Genomic DNA, 18,578 nt, shown 5'->3' with positions numbered 1-18,578 from the left:
TGCTTAATAATTAATAACATAAAAAATTAAATAGTCATTAGATTACATCCTCGCATATCTGAAAAATCCATTCTTCCTAATACTTCGAATTCATTTTCATTGATTTTTTTCCCCAAGTCTTCAGTAGAAATAAAAGGACAAGATAAATAATTTGATAAATCTATAATATCAATCCCTCCTATTTTATTATTATCTACATGTATAAAAGGATCTTCAGGATCTCTTATATATATTTTCATCCAAGGAGGACATTTAAATATTCCGTTTTTTTTTGCATATGCTTGAGAAAGTAATTCTGTCATTCCATATTCTGAATGAATTTCCTTAACACAAAAAAATTTTTTTAAAATATCGTGTAATTCTTCTCTAATGATTTCTTTTCTTTTCCCTTTCATTCCTCCTGTTTCCATAATTATTACTTTTTCTTTTTTTTTATATTTATTATGATGATATTTGTCTATAAAATCCAATAAAGAAAAGCTAGGTCCAAAAATTAAAATATTTTTATCATTTTGATTAGAACCCATATGTATATTTTTATCTTTATCTGAAGTAAAAGGGACAAAATGACTTCCATTTTGATAAGTTTTTTGTATAAAATATTTTACCATATAAATTAAAGAAGAATCTTTTCGATCTTTCGTAGGAAAAAATCCTAAAAACTTAAATTTTTCTATTGGACCATAAAAAAATTCAAAACTATTTCTAATACTATCAATATAAACACTTAAATTTTTTACATAATGTTTACTTTTAATTCCAGTAGTCCCACTGCTGGTAAAAATAACATCGTAACAATCCGTTATATTACTGTTACTACTCAAAATACGATGCGTTTTAAAAAAAGAAATAGGTAAAAAAGGAATTTCAGAAATATTTTTGATTTCAAATGGATCGACCTCTAAGGATTTAAGATAGTTTTTATAAATTTTGTTATTTTTAATTTGATAATGGAATATATCCCATGTTAAATGATCAAATTCTTTTTTTGATAATATAGAAAAAATCTTTTTTTTAAAATTCATAAAATTTAAAATATAATTCTTTCAGTTTATTCAATTTATTCAATAAAGATTCTTTTTGAGAGAAAAAAAATTGAAATTCTTTTTCAAAGGAACTTTGTAAAAAATTATAAGGAAAAAGATCTATTTTTTTATTTGCTTCTTTTAGTAAAAAAATACATATTGAAAGACAAAAAAAATATTTAATCATACCTAATATTACTCCTCCCAATCTATCTATAGGTTTCATCCACGTGACAATCATTATGAATTCTATAATTTTTTTAGTTATAAAAGTTATAAAAATAATAGAAAAAAGCGTAATTATTAGAGAATAAATTATAAAAATATAGGATTTTTCGTTTACTATATTGACTTCTTTTAATATTTTTTTTATAAAATCAAAAATATAAAAACCTTTGAAAAAAAACATAAAAAATATCATGAATATGAAAAATTGAGAAATTAATCCTTTTTGATATCCACGAAATCCGCCATATAAAACTAGAATTATAATAATTACATCTAACATAACTTATGAATAAATAATATATATGGAAACAAAATTTATGCAACAATTTTATATCAATTGGAATAAAGTCATGTCATATATACAAAAAAATTTTTCTATAGAAGGAAAAATTGATATAATTGGAATTATTTATATAATAGGAATTCAAGAATTAGGAAAAGGAAAGAATCGATTTTTCAATAAAGAAGATAAAATCAATATTCTACATATTGCAATATGTAGAATACTAGAACCTTTTGGGTATTATTTGTTTCTTGGAAAAGATAAGGAAGGATGGCCTCATTATATATTGAAAAATAAAATTCCTTTTAATCAGGAAAAACAATTATTTTTAATTAAAAGAGCTATTATTCGTTATATGAATGACGAAAATATTCTTGAATAAAAAAGATGACTCAAAAAGTTGACAAAATTAAAGAAGAAATCAAATGTTTTCACATTAAAACATATAATGATTTAGAAACATTCAGAATTAAATTTTTAGGTAAAAAAAAGGGAATTTTAACAATTTTATTTAAAGAATTAAAAAAAATTTCCATTTATAAAAGAAAAATTTATGGAAAAATTATTAATGAGTTAAAAAAAGAAGTTCAAGATAAAATAAAGGTTTTTCAATCAAAAAATGATATTCAAAATGATAAAAAACTAAAATTAGATCCTACTATACCGGGAAGATCGATAGAAATCGGATCCAGACATCCCCTGTCTCTTATAAAAAAGAGAATAATAGATATTTTCATAAAAATTGGATTTTCTTATGTAGATGGACCTGAAATAGAGGATGATTGGCATAATTTTACAGCTTTAAATATTCCTATTTCTCATCCATCCAGAGAAATGCAAGATACATTTTTTTTGTGCAAAAATCCAGATATTTTGTTACGGACACATACTTCCTCTGTGCAAATACGGTATATGAAAAAACATTGTCCACCTTTTCGTGTATTGTCTATCGGAAAAGTATATAGAAATGAAACCATTTCATCACGTTCCAATTTTATGTTTCATCAAGCAGAAGGATTTTATATAGATAAAAAAGTTTCTTTTTCTGATTTAAAACAAACGATTCATTATTTTATTATTTCTCTTTTTGGAAATGCAAAAATCCGATTTCGTCCTTCTTATTTTCCATTCACGGAGCCTAGTGCTGAAGTCGATATCTATTGTAATAATGGATGGTTAGAAATCATGGGTTGTGGAATGATAGATCCCAAAGTTTTGGAAAACGTAAATATTGATTCAGAAATTTATTCTGGATTTGCTTTTGGGTTGGGAATTGAACGTTTAGCTCTAATAATTTATCAAATAAAAGACATTAGAATTTATTTTGATAATGATATTCGTTTTTTAAAACAATTTAAAAGCGAATTTTAGATTTATATTTTCTTTGTCTAAAAATTTCATATAAAATCACACCACAAGCTACAGATACGTTTAAAGATGAAATTCCTTTTATTGCTGGAATTTTTGCTTTTTCGTAAGAAATTTTTAAATATTTTGAAGAAATTCCTTTTTCTTCATTTCCTAGTATTAAAGCTGTTGGTCCTGAAAAATCAATATTATACCAATATATATTGGATTTTTCTGTAGCAGAAACGATTTTTAATCCAGAATTTTTCAAAAACTCTATTGTGTTCAATATATTTTTTTCTTTACATATTGGAACTTGAAATAATGCACCTGAAGAAGTTTTGATCGAATCAGATCCAATCATGGCTGTATCTTGTTTTGGAATAATGATAGCATCTGCTCCTGCGCATGCAGCAGTCCGGATTATAGATCCAAAATTTCTTACATCTGTAATTCTATCTAAAATGATCAAAAGTGGATTTTTACCTTTTTCATAAAATATAGGAAGTAAATCTTCTATGTAATAAGTTTTTATAGGAGGAAGAACAGCAAAAACACCTTGATGATTCTTATTTTTCAATTGAAAAAATTGTTGTTTTGAAACAATTTTAATTGGAATATGCTCTTTTTTGGAAAGATTTATTAATTTTTTGTGAGCATTTGATACTTTTTTCAATCCTCTTTTAAAAAAAATCTTATCAATAGTTTTTTTAGCTACAATCGCTTCTATCAATGGATGTATTCCATAAACAATTTCTAATTTTTTCATAATTATTATTTTTTATCATCAAAAATTTTAATAAAAGATTTATTTAATAAATCCTTGATAATAAATCGTGTAATATCCCTGCCAAAACAAAATATAATTATAAAAATTAAAAAATATAAAATAGTTAAAATTCCAAATCCTATAACATAATTTCCAAAATAAAAAGAAAGAAAAAAACATAAAGAAAAACTTACTAAAAAAAAAACAATAATACAAAATATCAATAATAAAAAATTCAAAAAAACCTCTGTCATGATAGAAATCAATATTTTAATGATTTCATTTCTAAAAATACACCATTTCTTATGGATAAAATTTCTAATAAAAATGAACATTTTAAAACAATAAAAACTTATTAAGTTTTAAGTTCCTAATTCATCTTCTACTTGATCCATTTTTTCTATTTTATTTTTTTTCCATTTAGCTTCAAAGTCTAATTTAATTTTATGTACTTTTTTTCCAATTTTTTTACCAATTTCCTGTAAATGATCTCTTAGTTCTTCTGTTTTTTTTCCTAATATATTTTTTATTTTTTCCTCTTTTCTTGGATTTAATATCATTCCCACTATTAAACCAGCCATGGTTCCTAAAATAACTCCCCAAAAAAAACTTACTCCTTTTTTCATAAAGAATAACAATTTTATATTTTTACTGGATAAATTTAATCATACAATATTTACGTACAAAATTGTATTTATGTATTTATGAAATATTTTTCATATGTTCATTAAAAAAAACTTAAAAAAAAACTTTTCTCTAAAAAAATTCAATACATTTGGAATAAATGTTTATGCTCGTTATTTTGTAGAAGTGAAAAGTATAGAAGAAATTCAAAAAATTTTTGATATGTATACATCCATTTCAAAACTTTTTTTAGGAAATGGAAGTAATATTCTTTTTTTAAAAAATTATTATCCGGGACTAGTAATAAAAATGGGAATGAAAGGAAAAAAAGTGATCAAAGAAAATGATGATCAAGTCATTGTTCAAGCTTGTGCTGGAGAAAATTGGAATGAATTTGTAAACTGGACGATAAAAAAAGGATTTAATGGTTTAGAAAATTTATCATTTATTCCTGGGACAGTTGGAGCTGCACCCATTCAAAACATTGGAGCATATGGAGCAGAAGTAAAAGATACTTTAATAAAAGTACAAGCATATGAAACAAATAATAGAAAAATAAGAGAATTTACACGTGAAGAATGTCAACTAAAATATCGTTATTCTTTTTTTAATCGTCCTTATTATAAAAATAAATTTTTAATTTTGTCTGTTTTTTTTCTTCTAAAAAAGAAATATAAACAATTAAATACATCTTATGTGGAAATTCAAAAAGAATTAGAAAATATGAATGTTAAAATCCCTACTATTCACAATTTAAATCAGGCGATTTTTAATATTAGACATAGAAAACTTCCAAATCCAAAAAATATTGGAAATGCTGGTAGTTTTTTTATAAATCCTGTAGTAGGGATCTTAGAGTTTAAAAAACTAAAACATAAATATCCCGCTATTATAGGTTATAATATTTCTAATCACAAAGTCAAGCTCTCTGCTAATTCATTAATTGAAAATATAGAATGGAAAGAAAAAAAAATTAGAAATGTAGGGATATATAAAAAAAAACCTATCATTTTAGTCAATTATGGAAAAGCTACTGGAATGGATATATATTCTTTTTCAGAAAGAATAACAAAAAATATAAAAAAAAAGTTTGGTATTTCTTTATCAAGAGAAGTAAATGTCATACAATAAGTATAAAGAATGAATCAAATGATAAAACACAGTTTTTTTTATGGGGTATTCGTATAATTTGATAATAACTTGAATTTATTTATGTAAATGACTATGAGTTTAGAAAAATCAAAACAATACATACAAACAAAAATCAAAGAAAAACCTGATTTTGGAATTTTATTATTAGGAAATCAATTTGATAAACTGATAGAGGAGATCAAAAATCCTGTATGCATTTCTTATGAAGAAATACCCATTTTTTCAAAAAAAAATTTACATGGAAAAATTTTTTTTGGGAAAATAGAAGATAAAAATGTGGTTTTTTTAATAGAACCTTTTTTTGAAGAAAAAAAAACAAATCATTTTCCTATTGTATTATGTAAAGATCTAGGAATAGATAAATTAATATTAATTAATATTTCTGGAGGAGTAAATCCAAATTACAAAATAGGAGATGTTATGTTGATTAAGGATCATATCAATTTTTTTCCGGAAAATCCTAATATAAAAGAATTTATAAAAAATAGATTTTTTAAAATTACAGAACCATATGATAAAAAAATGATAGAAATTGCAGAAAACATTGCAATGAATCATAATATCATTATTCAAAAAGGAGTATATGTTGCTTATCCTTATCCTAATTACAAAACCTATGCAGAATATGCTATGATACGATCTATGGGAGGGGATAGTGTAGGAATGAATATAGTAACAGATGTCATAACAGCCAGATGTATAAATTTACGAGTATTTGCTATATCTATTGTAATGGGATTATATGAACAATCTAAATATAAGGAATATAATTCAGATGAAATCAATTTTTTTAATCCCTTTTATAAAGAAATAGAAAAATCTATATCTCTACTAATATTAATAGTAAAAGAATTTATAAAACTTTGTTTATGAACAAAAAAATATTGATTCTTATTCATGCAATTTATGAATAATCTTTTCCGTAATTTTTAGAAATATATTTCTAATATACTCGTTATCTAAAACAACAGGAATTCCTAAATCTGAATATTCTCGTATTTCTTGTAACATAGGAATTCCGCCAAGAAAAAAAATATTCATTTTTTTTGAAAAATCTCTGACTCCATTTTTTCCAAAAAAATAGCATTTATCTTTAGTTTCTTTTGAAATAACGTAAGACATATTTTCTATAATTCCAAGGATAGGAACATAAATAGATCTGATACGAAACATTCCTACAGAACGATTTACATCCGATAAGGCAATCTTTTGAGATGTACTGACTATAATAATTCCTTTTAATGGAATCTCTTGCAAAAGAGATAAATGAATATCCCCTGTTCCTGGTGGTAAATCTACAATTAAAAAATCCAATTTTCCCCAATTGGTTTCATGCATAAATTGTCTTAAAACTTTAGTCACCATGGGGCCTCTCCAAACAATAGCTTGTCCATATTTTGAAAAAAAACCTATAGATAGAATTTTAACTCCATAACTAGTAATAGGATTCATCATTCCATTTTGATGTTGAAAATTTACAGATTGTTCTTCAATATTAAACATTAATGGAATAGAAGGGCCATAAATATCCGCATCTAATAATCCAACATGAAAACCCTTTTGAACTAAAGAAACTGCTATATTTGTTGCTATTGTGGATTTTCCTACACCTCCTTTTCCAGAGGCTATAGCGATTATATTTTTTATTACAGATTTCATTTTTTTATCTGATTTTATTTCTATTTTTATGCGTATTGTATCTAAAATATTTTGATTTTTTATAGAATGAGTAATCTCTTTTATGAGTCTATTTTTTATATGCATAGCAGGATTGGATAAACTCAAATAGATTCTTATTTCATTACTTAATAAATCTATCTTTTTTACTAAACCAGACTCTACAATATTTTTATTGTCAAAAATAATAACATTTTCTAACGCTTTTTCAATTTTCTTTTTCATACACATATATATTAATTCACAATAGTACAAAAAAAATGTCTAGATTTAATAGAATGAATTTCTATCCCTATAATACCCTTCATACAAGGATCATAGTTTTTAAATGGAAATGTTCTTTAAAAACTATGTTTTTAAGAAAACTTTTTCTTTCAAATAAAGAGAAAGTATTTTTTTTATCATTATCAGAAAAACGAAGAAGAGAATTTTTAGGAATACGTTATGCTTTAAGATATATAGGTATAAAAATGAATATTTTTTATAATGAAAAAAGAAAACCTTTTCTTTTTTCTGAAGGAAAACATATTTCTTTTAGTCATTCTTTTGAAAAAATAGCCATAGCTATAAGCTATTATCATATAGGAATAGATATAGAAAAATTACGAAAAAATAAAAAAATAGTAAGGATCAAGAAAAAATTTATTAGAGAGGATGAATCTACTTTTATTCATCCAAATTATGAAGAAGATTATTTGCATATTATATGGGGAATTAAAGAAAGTTTATATAAACTGGAAGGAGGAATTTTTTATAGTTTTTTAAATCATTATAAAGTTTCTCCTTTTTGCCTTAAAAAAGATTCTTTTGTATCATGCTGGATTATAAAAAATTCCTACAGTAAACGGTTTTATGCTTTTTATAGAAAAATAGAAGAATATTACTTAGTTTATATTATAGACAAATGATGAATAATTGTAATTGGATAGATATTCTTTTATCCCCCTATTATCATAATAGTTATTTTCACATAATTTTAGAATTTACGGCTGTATCATTTACTATATTTAGTGTTTTTTGTGCTCAAAAAAATAATATATGGGGATATCCAATAGGAATAGTCAGCACTATCATATATAGTTATTTAACTTTTGTGACTTCTCTTTATGGAGATTTTGTTATTAACTTGTATTACACGTTGATGAGTTTTTATGGATGGTATACATGGATGTATAAATATAAAAAGTATAAAAAAAAAATACCTATTACTTTTTGTAATAAAAAAGATTATTTTTATACCTCAATTTTGTTTTTATTTACTTGTATTTTCAGTATGATGATTTATTTTTTTTATGGTAAACTTCAATCTCATTATGATTGGATGGATGTATTGACTACAGGTATTTATTTTTCTGGTATGTATCAAATGTCCATGAAAAAAGTAGAAAATTGGATATTTTGGACGGTGGGAAATGTAATTTCCGTACCTATTTATTTTTTTAAGGGTTTTGTATTGACAGGAATTTTGTTTATTATTCTTGTTCTATTGGCTATATTCGGATTTTTGATTTGGAAGAAAAAAGCGCTGAATCAAAGTTTTTTCGTTAATTGATTCACAACGTCGTGAATGTTATCATATTCTTTCTCTATTCTTTTTTGAATATTTTTCATTCTGATTTTATTTTTATTGATTTCGTTTTTTCCTATACTAATAGCAAATGGAATGTTGTTGTCATTAGCATATCTAAACTGTTTTCCTATTTTATCTACATTAGGATATAATTGAGTAGAAATTCCTTTGTCTCTCAAAAATTTTATTATTTTGTATGCATACAAAACCTCTTCATTTCCAAAATTAATAAATAAAACTTTTGAAGGATAATTCAAATTAGAAATAGTTTTAAACAAATTTTCTTGTTCCATTGCTAAATAAATTCTATCCAAACCTAAAGAAATTCCTACTCCAGAAATATTATTCATTCCAAATAAATTAGCTAATTGATCATACCTACCTCCTCCTCCAATCGAAATAGAATTCTTATTTTTTAATGGTACAATTTCTAATATTGTTCCTGTATAATAATTCATTCCTCTAGCTAAAGAAAGATTCCATTCCAATTTTGTCTTTTGTAAAGAAATATTCTTTATATTTTTATAAATAAAACTCAGATCCTGTATCCCTTTTTTTCCTTTTTCAGAATTTTTTAAAGCGACAGTCAAATGTTTTTCTTTATTATAGAAATTTTCTTTCATATCGAAAAAAAATGCCACTTGATCAAATGATTTCGATGAAATTCCTTTGTTGAGCATTTCTTTTTTTACTAAATCTCGTCCAATTTTCTTCCATTTATCTAAAGATGTAGTAAAATCTTTCCATAAATTATTTTCTATACCAGCCATATCAACTAATCCTCTTAATATATCTCTATGATTTATGTAGATAATGATAGGAAAATTTAATTTAGTAAAAATTTCGTCACAAAGTTGAATTAATTCAATTTCTTCCCATAAAGACCAAGAGTATGATATGATATCCGCATCACATTGATAAAATTCTCTAAATCTTCCTTTTTGAGGTTTATCTGCACGCCATACAGGTTGTATTTGGGATCTTTTAAAGGGAAAAACGATTTTATTTTTATGCATAACCACATAACGGACAAAAGGAACCGTTAAATCATATCTAAGAGCTTTATTAGACATATATTTAATTAAACATTTTGAAATCGTTTTTTTATCATGATGAATTTCTTTTTTTTTTATAAAATCTAAAATTCTCTTTTTTAAAAAATTACCTGAATGTAACAATTTAAATATTAAGGAATCACCTTCTTCTCCATATTTTCCAACAAGAGTGGAAATATTTTCAATAGAAGGAGTTTCTATAGAGCAGAAACCAAAAAGTTCAAATTGTTTTCGAATAGTTTGAATTAAATAATTTCGTTTACTCATCTCAATGTATGAAAAATCTCTAGTTCCTTTGGGAATATTAGGCAACATCAATTGAACTCTTGATTTGTATTATTTTCTTTTTTATGAATACGATTTGTTGATCTTTTTTTATTTTCATTTTCATTGTATGAAATAGGAAGATCAAAACTATCTTCTAACATATATTTTTTATGTTTTTTTTCTATAAATAAATTTATAGACTGATCAAAAATGTTTTGTTTTTGATTCGATGAAAAATCGTTTTTTTTATTTTTATTCTTATAAGAAGATTTATCTAAATAGTTTGATTTAGAATAAGTTTTTGAAAAATAAGAATCAATACGTTTAGAATTAGAATGAATTTCTTCCATTTTGTTTAATCTTTGTTCATAAGGTTCTTCTAATCTATGAAATATTTTTTTTTCTTCGTGATTAATAGCCCGTTGTACTTCCGTAGGAAATCCCGTTGCCACTATAGTGACTGAAATACTTTCTTCCAAACTTTCGTCTTCTCCTAGACCCATAATAATATTGGCATTGTTCCCAGCTTCCGCTTGTATATAATCACTGATAATTCCTATTTCATCTATAGTAATTTCTATTTTTCCTGAAACAATGAGAAGAAGAACATTTTTGGCTCCCGTAATCTTATTATCATTCAATAATGGAGAATCTAAAGCTTGTACAACCGCTTCCTTAGCTCTATTTTCTCCAACAGCAATAGCAGAACCCATAACAGCCGTTCCACTTTCTTTGAGTACGGTTCTTGTATCTCTTAAATCTATATTTTGTTTATAATGATGAGTGATGACTTCTGCAATCCCCTTAGCTGCAGTCGTTAAAACTTCATCTGCTTTTGCGAATCCAGCTTTAAATCCTAAATTTCCATATAATTCCCTCAATTTATCATTATTAATCACGATCAGAGAATCCACATTTTTTCTTAACGCTTCTATTCCCTTTTGAGCTTGTTGTAATCTCATTTTTCCTTCAAAATGAAATGGAATTGTTACGATGCCTACAGTAAGAATTCCTTTTTCTTTAGAAATACCAGCAATAATTGGAGCAGCCCCAGTTCCCGTTCCACCACCCATTCCTGCTGTAATAAAGGTCATTTTAGTGTTAGAATCTAAAATACTTTTTATTTCTTCCAAACTTTCTAATGCGGCTTTTTCTCCTACATCTGGATCGGCTCCAGCGCCTAATCCTTCTGTAATTGAAGCTCCTAATTGAATTTTTATAGGGACTGGATTGTTATTTAATGCTTGTGCATCTGTATTACACGCTATAAAATCTACTCCAGTAATTCCTTGTTCAAACATATGGCTTAAAGCATTACTTCCCCCTCCTCCTACTCCAATTACTTTGATGGAAGCTGAACGATTTTTTATAAATCCAACGTTTTCTTTTTTTGGTCGTATAAAATCTTCTTTTTTCATTTCATGGTTTGTTATTCTGTATCATTTAATATTTGACGGAACTTATCTGCCCAAATTTCAAGAAAAGATTTTGATTTTGTTTTATTTTTTTTATTTTTTTTATGATCCTCCTCATAATTGAATCTACGATTTTTGTAAAATTTTGTAGAAATCAACTCAGAATTTTCAACATCTCTATGTTGTTGTCCCATATCTGTTGTATATTTTTTTTTATCATCAAGTCCTTTAATTACTAATCCTATAGACGTTGCATATTCTGGATGACTTATAAGACCGTTTTCTCCTCCTGCAATATGTTCATTAGAATAACCTATACGAACGTCCATTCCAGTAATATACTCTGTTAATGGACGAATATGGTTAAGTTGTGACCCTCCACCTGTCATAACCAATCCTGCAATTAGTCTTTTCTTTTGTTCTTCATTTCCATAATTTTCTATTTCTACATTTACTTGTTCCAAAATTTCACATACTCGTGTATGAATAATTTTGGAAAGATGTTTTAAAGAAATTTCTTTAGGATCACGACCTCTTAATCCAGGAATACAAACAATTTCTGTTTCCTTATTTTCTCCTGGCCATGCAGATCCAAATTTTATTTTTAGTAATTCGGCTTTCCGTTCAATGATCAAACAATCTGTTTTTATATTTTCAGTAATGACGTTTCCTCCAAAAGGGATCACGGCAGTATGACGAATTATATTATCTTTAAATATAGCAAGATCCGTAGTTCCACCTCCTATATCCACTAAAGCAACACCTGCTTCTCTCTCTTCGGTACTTAATACCGCTTCAGCAGAAGCTAAAGGTTCTAAAGTCATTCCAGATAAATTTAATCCTGCAGCTTTTACACATCTTCCAATATTACGTATAGAAGAAATTTGTCCTACGACTACATGAAAATTTGCTTCTAAACGACTTCCATACATTCCGATTGGTTCTAATATTTCTGTTTGACTGTCGACTTTATATTCTTGTGGAAGAACATGAATGATTTCTTCTCCTGGTAGCATGACCAGCTTATGAACTTGATCTATTAATTTTTGTATATCTTTTTGACTGATAACATTTTCAAAATCTAATCTAGTAATATAATCATTATGTTGTAGACTCCTAATATGTTGTCCTGCTATTCCAACAATAACTTCTTTTATTTTTAAACCAGAACTATGCTCGGCTTCAGATATAGCTTCACGAATAGCTTCAATTGTTTGAGTTATATTATTCACAACTCCTCTATGCACACCTACACTTTTAGATCTACCTATGCCTAAGATCTCAATTTTATTATATTCATTTTTCCTTCCTACCATAGCTACAATCTTCGTGGTTCCTACATCAAGACCTATAGCTATATCTTGATATTCCATAGACTTATCTTTTTTTTGCGACTATTTGGTCTTTATATTGTAAATCAATACTTTTATATTGATTAATATCTATCTTATTAAGGTATTGTTTATAAAATGCTTTTAATTTATTCAATTTATTTTTAAAATTTTTTATATTTCCTAATATAATATGATGATTTCCGATTTTTGGGATTAAAACAAATGAATTTTTATTATTTTTTTTTATACTAATAATTTGATTTCTTAATAACTCATCTGAGTTTATGAATTTGACTAAACTCGTTAAATATTTTTTTTCTTCTTTTGAAAAAGGTCCTTTCGCTAAGATGACTTTTGATGAATAAAAAGAAGAAAGATCTAAATTTTCCGCATCTTTAGTAAGATAATATTCTTTATTTACATTTTTAATTCTTAATATGGGTTCTTTTTGACAAATTTTAATGTTTAGACTCCCATCTACATTAAGAAATACTTCAGATTTTTTTATAAAAGGATAATTATTTAATTTTCTTTCCATTCTCAATATACATAATTGACCGATTTTTTTTTCAATTTTTTCTGTTTTATAAAACAGAATATTTTTAATTATTTTTTCATTTACAAAATGATTTTTAGATGAGGAATCAATGACAATATTAAATTTTTTTAAAGTTCTGTTTCGATGTGTTTTTTGAGAAAAATAAAAAAGGAATATCATAAAAATCATATATAATAATAAAATAAGGATAAAGGATGTTTTATTATTTCTCATTTATTTTTATTTGTCCATATCGTTGATTTTTTAACAACCATTCTTTAATAGGAATAATTAAGGTATCTATATCCCCAGCTCCCATTGTAAGAATAATATCAAAATGTTTTTTTTTAATTTTTTCTAAAACTTTTGATAAAGTAGATATTTCTTTAGAACTCATTTTTATTTTTTTTAATAAACTATTGGAATGAATTCCATTTTTTGTGGGAAATTCTCTAGCTGGATAAATATCTAGTAAAATTAAAATATCAAGATGTTCTAAACTTTTTGCAAAATATTTTTCAAAAAATTTAGTTCTACTAAATAAATGGGGTTGAAAAATCCCCAATATTTTTTTATTTGGAAAACATTCTCTTACAGTAGAAATCAAAGCATTAATCTCTGTAGGATGATGCGCATAATCATCTATATATATTTTTTCTGAAGATTGAAAATGAATGGAATATCTTCTTTTGATTCCTTTAAATAAAAATAAAGCTTTTCTGATTTTTTCTTTAGGAATTTTTAGATAGTCAGATATAGCTAATGCTGCAGTCACATTTTTTAAATTATGTTGACCTGGAATAGGCAAAGGCAACGATTTCCATGTTTCTCTAGGAGTATGAAAATCGAAATACCATTTATTTTTTTTTATATAAAGATGATCGGAATAATAATTTTCTTCTTTTCGCATCATAGAATAATATATAGCGTTATTAAATCGAAAAGATTCTTCTTGACAAAGAAATATTTTTTTATATGGTTTTTTTATTCTATTTGAAAAAGCTATATAAGCCTTTTTCAAGGATTCTTTTCTTGGATAAGTGTCTACATGATCTTGATCAAAAGACATTATACATGCTATATTAGGAGATAAATATAAAAAAGAACGGTCAAATTCGTCGGCTTCTACCAAAATAATTTTTTTTCTATTCAATCCATTACTGAATATCAAATTAGATTGATAATTTTCAGATATGCCTCCTAAAAAAGCTGTAACATTTATTCCTACACTATATAAAATGTGGCCTAACAAGGTACAAGTAGTTGTTTTTCCATGTGTTCCTCCTATGGCTATACAAATTTCATTTTCTGTAATTAAAGATAATACTTGAGAACGTTTTTTTATATTTTTACCATGTTTTTTTAAATATATCCATTGTTTATGATGACTTGGAATAGCTGGAGTATACACAATCAAACATTGTTTAGATAATACCCATTTTGGTAATATTTCTATCCTATCATGATAATTTATGGATATACCTTCTTTTTCTAATTCTTTTGTTAAAAAAGTTCTATTTTGATCATGACCATAAACAGTTTTACCCATAGTATGAAAGTATCTAGCTAGGGAACTCATCCCCATTCCTCCTATTCCTATAAAATAAAAAAAATCAATTTGGTTTAAATTCATAAAATAATTTGTAAAATCTCGTTTACAATATCGTTTGTTGCTTTAGGTTTTCCTAATTCTAATATATTTTTACTCATTTTTTTTTTCATGCTAGAATTATTCATTAATTGAATAACAGAATTCACTAATTTTTTTTCTATTTCCTCGTTTTTTATAATTAAAGCAGCCTTTTTTTCTTCTAATATTTTAGCATTTTGATTTTGATGATCATTTGAAGCCCAAGGAAAAGGAATTAATATATATGGTTTTCCTATTAAACATATTTCTGATATGGTTAAAGCTCCAGCCCTAGATACAATAATATCTGCAGCAGCATAACATATTGGTATATTTTCAATAAATTCCATGAAAATGATATTCGAATGATGAGACATTTTATTTTTTTTAATCTTATGAAGATCGAATTTTCCTATCTGCCAAATAAGTTGCATATCCAATTCTATTATTTTTTTTAATCCTTTAATCCAAGCATTATTCATACTATTGGAACCTTGACTTCCTCCTATAGATAAAATAATAGGTCTTGTAATTTTTAATCCTAAGTGAATGCAAGCTTTTTCTTTACTAGGTAATTGTAATATTTCAGATCTTACTGGATTTCCAGTTATGATAGTTTTTTTTTGAGGAAAATATTTTTTTGCTTGCTCATAAGCAATGCATATTTTATTCGCATAATGAGAAAATATTCTATTGGTCAATCCCGGAAAAGAATTTTGTTCTTGAATCAGAATAGGTATCTTATTTTTTTTTGCAGCATATAAGGTAGGAAAACTTACAAATCCACCTGTTCCGATAACTATATCTGGAGAAAATTTTTTAATAATTTTATTTGCCAAAAAAAAACTATATATTAATTGTATAGATAAAATAAAACCTGATATGGAAAAAAATTTATTTTTTCCACCTGAAAGACAAATTTCCTCAATGGAATATCCAAATCTGGGAATCTCTCGCATTTCCATATGATTTTTAGATCCGATAAACAAAATATCGGTTTTTGGAATTTTTTTTTTAAGTTCATTCGCAATAGCAATTCCCGGATAAATGTGCCCTCCTGTTCCTCCACTTCCAATAATGATTCTAGGTGATTTATGTGAAAAATCATGGGTCATGACAAATTATCATTTTAGTGGTTCTATTCGAATTTTTATTATATATCAGACGACTGACATTTAATATAATACCAAAACTAAAAAAAGTAACCCACATAGAAGTTCCTCCAGCACTAATCAAAGGTAAAGTTTGTCCTGTAACTGGAAATAACCCAACGGCTATTCCCATATTAATGAGCGCTTGATTGACAATAGGGAACCCTACAGCAAGAACCAACAAAGAACAAAAATAATTTTGTACTTTCGTAGCTATTATCATAATTCTCATCAGAATTAATATATAAATGAATAAAAGGATGACACCTCCAACAGATCCATATTCTTCTATTATAATAGCATAAATAAAATCTGAAGAAGATTGTGGTAAAAAAGCTTTTAAAACACTCTTTCCAGGACCACGACCAAATTTATTTCCTAAAACAATAGCCGTTTTAGATTGTTTCATTTGATAACTTTCTTCCGATTCATGATCCAAAAATTGTTCTATACGACTTTTCCATGTGTAAACCCTATTTATAGGTTTTTTATAACCCCATTTTATTACAGAATAAATATATATTCCTGCAAATAAAACACCCATTAAAAGAACTCCTATCACACTTGTTAATGGATATCCTCCTATAAAAAGTAAAATTAAAACGGATATAAAAACAATAACAGCAGTAGAGCCATTTGCAGGAAAAATTAGTCCAATAATAAAAAATATTGGAAATAACAATGGTAAAAAAGAATTTATAAAATTTATTTGTTTTTTATTTTTTTTAGCTAAATATCTGGCACAATAAATGAATAGGGCTAACCCAGCAATACTAGAAGTTTGAAAAGATATATTAATAATAGGAATATGTAACCAACGAGAAGCATTCACACCATCTAACTCTTTTCTTTGACTCATAGTAAAGATTAATAAAATGAATATTATAGGCATGGAAATAATAGACATCCGGTAAAAATATTTATAGTCTATAAATTGAGTAAAAAAAAGGATACAAAACCCAACCAACAAAAAAATAGCATGTTTTAATAAATAACTAAATACTGTATTTGTTCCTCCATATGTTGTCACTAAGTTTGTACTCGCAGAATAAACTGGTAAAAAAGAAAATATAGCCAACAAAGATATGAATGCCCATAAATATCTATCTCCTTTTATATATTTATTTAAAAATAGGTCTATTTTTTCAGAAATTTTCATAAATCAGTTTTCTTACTTCTTGTTTAAATTTATTTCCTCTTTCCTTATAATCTTTAAAAAGATCAAAGCTAGAACAAGCAGGAGAGAATAAAACATGATCTCCATGAGAAGATAATATATAAGCCATATAAACAGCTTTTTTCATATTTTTTGTTTCCAAAATAATATCAATTATATTTTTAAAAAAATTTATAATTTTTTTATTATTTTTTCCTAAACAAATTATAGCTTTTACTTTTTTTTTAACCAAAGGAATTAATTCTATATAATTATTCCCTTTATCTTCTCCTCCTGCTATCCATATAATAGGCGCATTTATACTTTTTAATGCATAAAAAACTGCATTTACATTAGTAGCTTTAGAATCATTAATGAATTGTATTCCATTTATATTTCGTATTTTTTCCATACGATGTTCTATAGATTTCAATTTTAATAGTATGGAAATTATTGATTCTTTTTTTACGTTTAATATTTCGAATATAATTAATGAAGCCAAAATATTATAGAGATTATGATCCCCTATTAAGGGAATATCTTTTACATTAAGGAAATATATTTCTTGATTTTTTTGATTTCGAATAAATATTTTGTTATTTTTTATATAAGCGCCTGTATGTAATTCTTCTTTTATAGAAAAAGGAATGCAATGAGACATGACAGGATACTTTTTTAATCCCTTTCTGATAATAGGATCATCATAATTATAAATAAAAATATCTTTTTTTTTTTGAAAAATTGCTATTTTAAATTTGGAATCGATATAATTTTCAATATTATTATATCTATTTAAATGATCCCTTGTCACGTTTAATAATACTGCAATATTTGAACGAAAATTTAAACAATCATCTAATTGAAAGCTACTCATTTCTAATATATAAATATCTTTTTTTTTTATAACTTCTTTAGAAAAACTATGTCCAATATTTCCTGCTACTCCTACATTCATTCCTTCTTTTTTAAGAATTTCATAAATCATGGAACAAGTTGTTGTTTTTCCATTACTTCCTGTAATTCCAATTACATAAGAATTTTCGATATAACTTTTACCGAATTCTAATTCGGATTGTATAGGAATCCCCAAAGAATTGATTTTTGTTATCAAAGGATTTTTTTTAGAAGAAATTCCAGGACTTTTTATTATTTTAATAGCATTTTGAATGATGATATTTTCTGTATGTCCTTTTTCTTCAAAAGGAATTTGATTCTTTATTAAAACTTTTTTGTATTTGTTTAAAATAATTCCAGAATCGGATAAAAATGTTTTTAATCCATTTTTTTTAGCTAATAAAGCTGCTCCTACTCCACTTTCTCCTCCACCTAACACAACTATAATTTTTTTTTTCATTTG

General features: G+C 25.5%; 19 protein-coding genes. 6 read left to right on the top strand and 13 right to left on the bottom strand.

The genetic code is table 11. The features are described from left to right. Positions 1-26 precede the first annotated feature (26 nt). The gene (locus tag BGIGA_RS01340; protein ID WP_014726586.1) at positions 27-1,025 is read right to left on the bottom strand and encodes a LuxE family acyl-protein synthetase/acyl-CoA reductase; all 999 of its coding nucleotides are present in this window, start codon (positions 1,023-1,025) and stop codon (positions 27-29) included. Then, on the bottom strand, positions 1,015-1,533 hold the full coding sequence (locus tag BGIGA_RS01335; RefSeq protein WP_014726585.1) for a CvpA family protein: 519 nt from the start codon (positions 1,531-1,533) through the stop codon (positions 1,015-1,017). Before BGIGA_RS01335 ends, BGIGA_RS01340 begins: the two co-directional genes overlap by 11 nt. Before the next feature lie 22 nt (positions 1,534-1,555). Here BGIGA_RS01335 and BGIGA_RS01330 point away from each other — a divergent pair, with 22 nt between their 5' ends. Continuing rightward, positions 1,556-1,918: a hypothetical protein gene (locus BGIGA_RS01330; RefSeq protein ID WP_014726584.1), complete on the top strand. Its 363-nt coding sequence runs from the start codon at positions 1,556-1,558 to the stop codon at positions 1,916-1,918. A 5-nt stretch (positions 1,919-1,923) separates the two neighbouring features. Further along, positions 1,924-2,907 carry a phenylalanine--tRNA ligase subunit alpha gene (pheS, locus tag BGIGA_RS01325; protein WP_014726583.1) on the top strand — a complete coding sequence of 328 codons (984 nt, stop codon included), beginning with the start codon at positions 1,924-1,926 and terminating at the stop codon, positions 2,905-2,907. Here pheS and rlmB read toward each other — a convergent pair. Beyond that, on the bottom strand, positions 2,891-3,652 hold the full coding sequence (gene rlmB / locus BGIGA_RS01320) for a 23S rRNA (guanosine(2251)-2'-O)-methyltransferase RlmB (protein WP_014726582.1): 762 nt from the start codon (positions 3,650-3,652) through the stop codon (positions 2,891-2,893). The genes pheS and rlmB overlap by 17 nt on opposite strands. 362 nt (positions 3,653-4,014) lie before the next feature. After that, positions 4,015-4,278, bottom strand: coding sequence for a YtxH domain-containing protein (locus BGIGA_RS01310; protein WP_014726580.1), 264 nt, complete (start codon positions 4,276-4,278; stop codon positions 4,015-4,017). A gap of 94 nt (positions 4,279-4,372) precedes the next feature. Here BGIGA_RS01310 and murB point away from each other — a divergent pair, with 94 nt between their 5' ends. Then, positions 4,373-5,407, top strand: coding sequence for a UDP-N-acetylmuramate dehydrogenase (gene murB, locus BGIGA_RS01305; RefSeq protein WP_014726579.1), 1,035 nt, complete (start codon positions 4,373-4,375; stop codon positions 5,405-5,407). Positions 5,408-5,500: 93 nt separating this feature from the next. Beyond that, a complete protein-coding gene (locus BGIGA_RS01300) occupies positions 5,501-6,301 on the top strand; it encodes a purine-nucleoside phosphorylase (protein WP_238526745.1) in 801 nt (266 codons plus the stop codon). A gap of 18 nt (positions 6,302-6,319) precedes the next feature. On the opposite strand, the gene BGIGA_RS01295 is transcribed toward BGIGA_RS01300, so the two are convergent. After that, complete coding sequence (locus tag BGIGA_RS01295; protein WP_014726577.1) at positions 6,320-7,330, bottom strand: Mrp/NBP35 family ATP-binding protein; 1,011 nt, start codon at positions 7,328-7,330, stop codon at positions 6,320-6,322. Positions 7,331-7,383: 53 nt separating this feature from the next. Between BGIGA_RS01295 and BGIGA_RS01290 the strand changes: the two genes are divergently transcribed. Beyond that, positions 7,384-8,013, top strand: coding sequence for a 4'-phosphopantetheinyl transferase superfamily protein (locus BGIGA_RS01290; RefSeq protein ID WP_014726576.1), 630 nt, complete (start codon positions 7,384-7,386; stop codon positions 8,011-8,013). Next, positions 8,010-8,657, top strand: a complete 648-nt coding sequence (pnuC, locus tag BGIGA_RS01285) for a nicotinamide riboside transporter PnuC (protein WP_014726575.1) — start codon at positions 8,010-8,012, stop codon at positions 8,655-8,657. Before BGIGA_RS01290 ends, pnuC begins: the two co-directional genes overlap by 4 nt. Here pnuC and hisS read toward each other — a convergent pair. The 8 genes from hisS to murD are packed head-to-tail and all read right to left on the bottom strand — an operon-like array spanning position 8,636 to position 18,575. Continuing rightward, positions 8,636-10,045 carry a histidine--tRNA ligase gene (hisS, locus tag BGIGA_RS01280; protein WP_014726574.1) on the bottom strand — a complete coding sequence of 470 codons (1,410 nt, stop codon included), beginning with the start codon at positions 10,043-10,045 and terminating at the stop codon, positions 8,636-8,638. The two genes, pnuC and hisS, sit on opposite strands and share 22 nt — an antisense overlap. After that, entirely contained in the window at positions 10,045-11,415 is a 1,371-nt protein-coding gene (gene ftsZ, locus BGIGA_RS01275; RefSeq protein ID WP_014726573.1) for a cell division protein FtsZ, read from the bottom strand. Before ftsZ ends, hisS begins: the two co-directional genes overlap by 1 nt. Before the next feature lie 11 nt (positions 11,416-11,426). Next, positions 11,427-12,785 carry a cell division protein FtsA gene (gene ftsA, locus BGIGA_RS01270; RefSeq protein WP_014726572.1) on the bottom strand — a complete coding sequence of 453 codons (1,359 nt, stop codon included), beginning with the start codon at positions 12,783-12,785 and terminating at the stop codon, positions 11,427-11,429. A 4-nt stretch (positions 12,786-12,789) separates the two neighbouring features. Beyond that, the gene (locus tag BGIGA_RS01265) at positions 12,790-13,464 is read right to left on the bottom strand and encodes a cell division protein FtsQ/DivIB (RefSeq protein WP_238526743.1); all 675 of its coding nucleotides are present in this window, start codon (positions 13,462-13,464) and stop codon (positions 12,790-12,792) included. 43 nt (positions 13,465-13,507) lie between these two features. Further along, the gene (gene murC, locus BGIGA_RS01260; RefSeq protein ID WP_014726570.1) at positions 13,508-14,917 is read right to left on the bottom strand and encodes a UDP-N-acetylmuramate--L-alanine ligase; all 1,410 of its coding nucleotides are present in this window, start codon (positions 14,915-14,917) and stop codon (positions 13,508-13,510) included. Continuing rightward, positions 14,914-16,029: an undecaprenyldiphospho-muramoylpentapeptide beta-N-acetylglucosaminyltransferase gene (gene murG / locus BGIGA_RS01255; protein WP_014726569.1), complete on the bottom strand. Its 1,116-nt coding sequence runs from the start codon at positions 16,027-16,029 to the stop codon at positions 14,914-14,916. The genes murC and murG overlap by 4 nt, the downstream gene beginning before the upstream one ends. Beyond that, positions 16,019-17,224, bottom strand: coding sequence for an FtsW/RodA/SpoVE family cell cycle protein (locus BGIGA_RS01250; RefSeq protein ID WP_014726568.1), 1,206 nt, complete (start codon positions 17,222-17,224; stop codon positions 16,019-16,021). The genes murG and BGIGA_RS01250 overlap by 11 nt, the downstream gene beginning before the upstream one ends. Next, complete coding sequence (murD, locus tag BGIGA_RS01245; RefSeq protein WP_014726567.1) at positions 17,211-18,575, bottom strand: UDP-N-acetylmuramoyl-L-alanine--D-glutamate ligase; 1,365 nt, start codon at positions 18,573-18,575, stop codon at positions 17,211-17,213. The genes BGIGA_RS01250 and murD overlap by 14 nt, the downstream gene beginning before the upstream one ends. Positions 18,576-18,578 lie beyond the last annotated feature (3 nt).

This window comes from Blattabacterium sp. (Blaberus giganteus), assembly GCF_000262715.1.
GTDB lineage: Bacteria > Bacteroidota > Bacteroidia > Flavobacteriales > Blattabacteriaceae > Blattabacterium.
The sequence above is the reverse complement of the archived record's forward strand: the minus strand, read 5'-3'. Positions and strand labels throughout refer to the sequence as shown.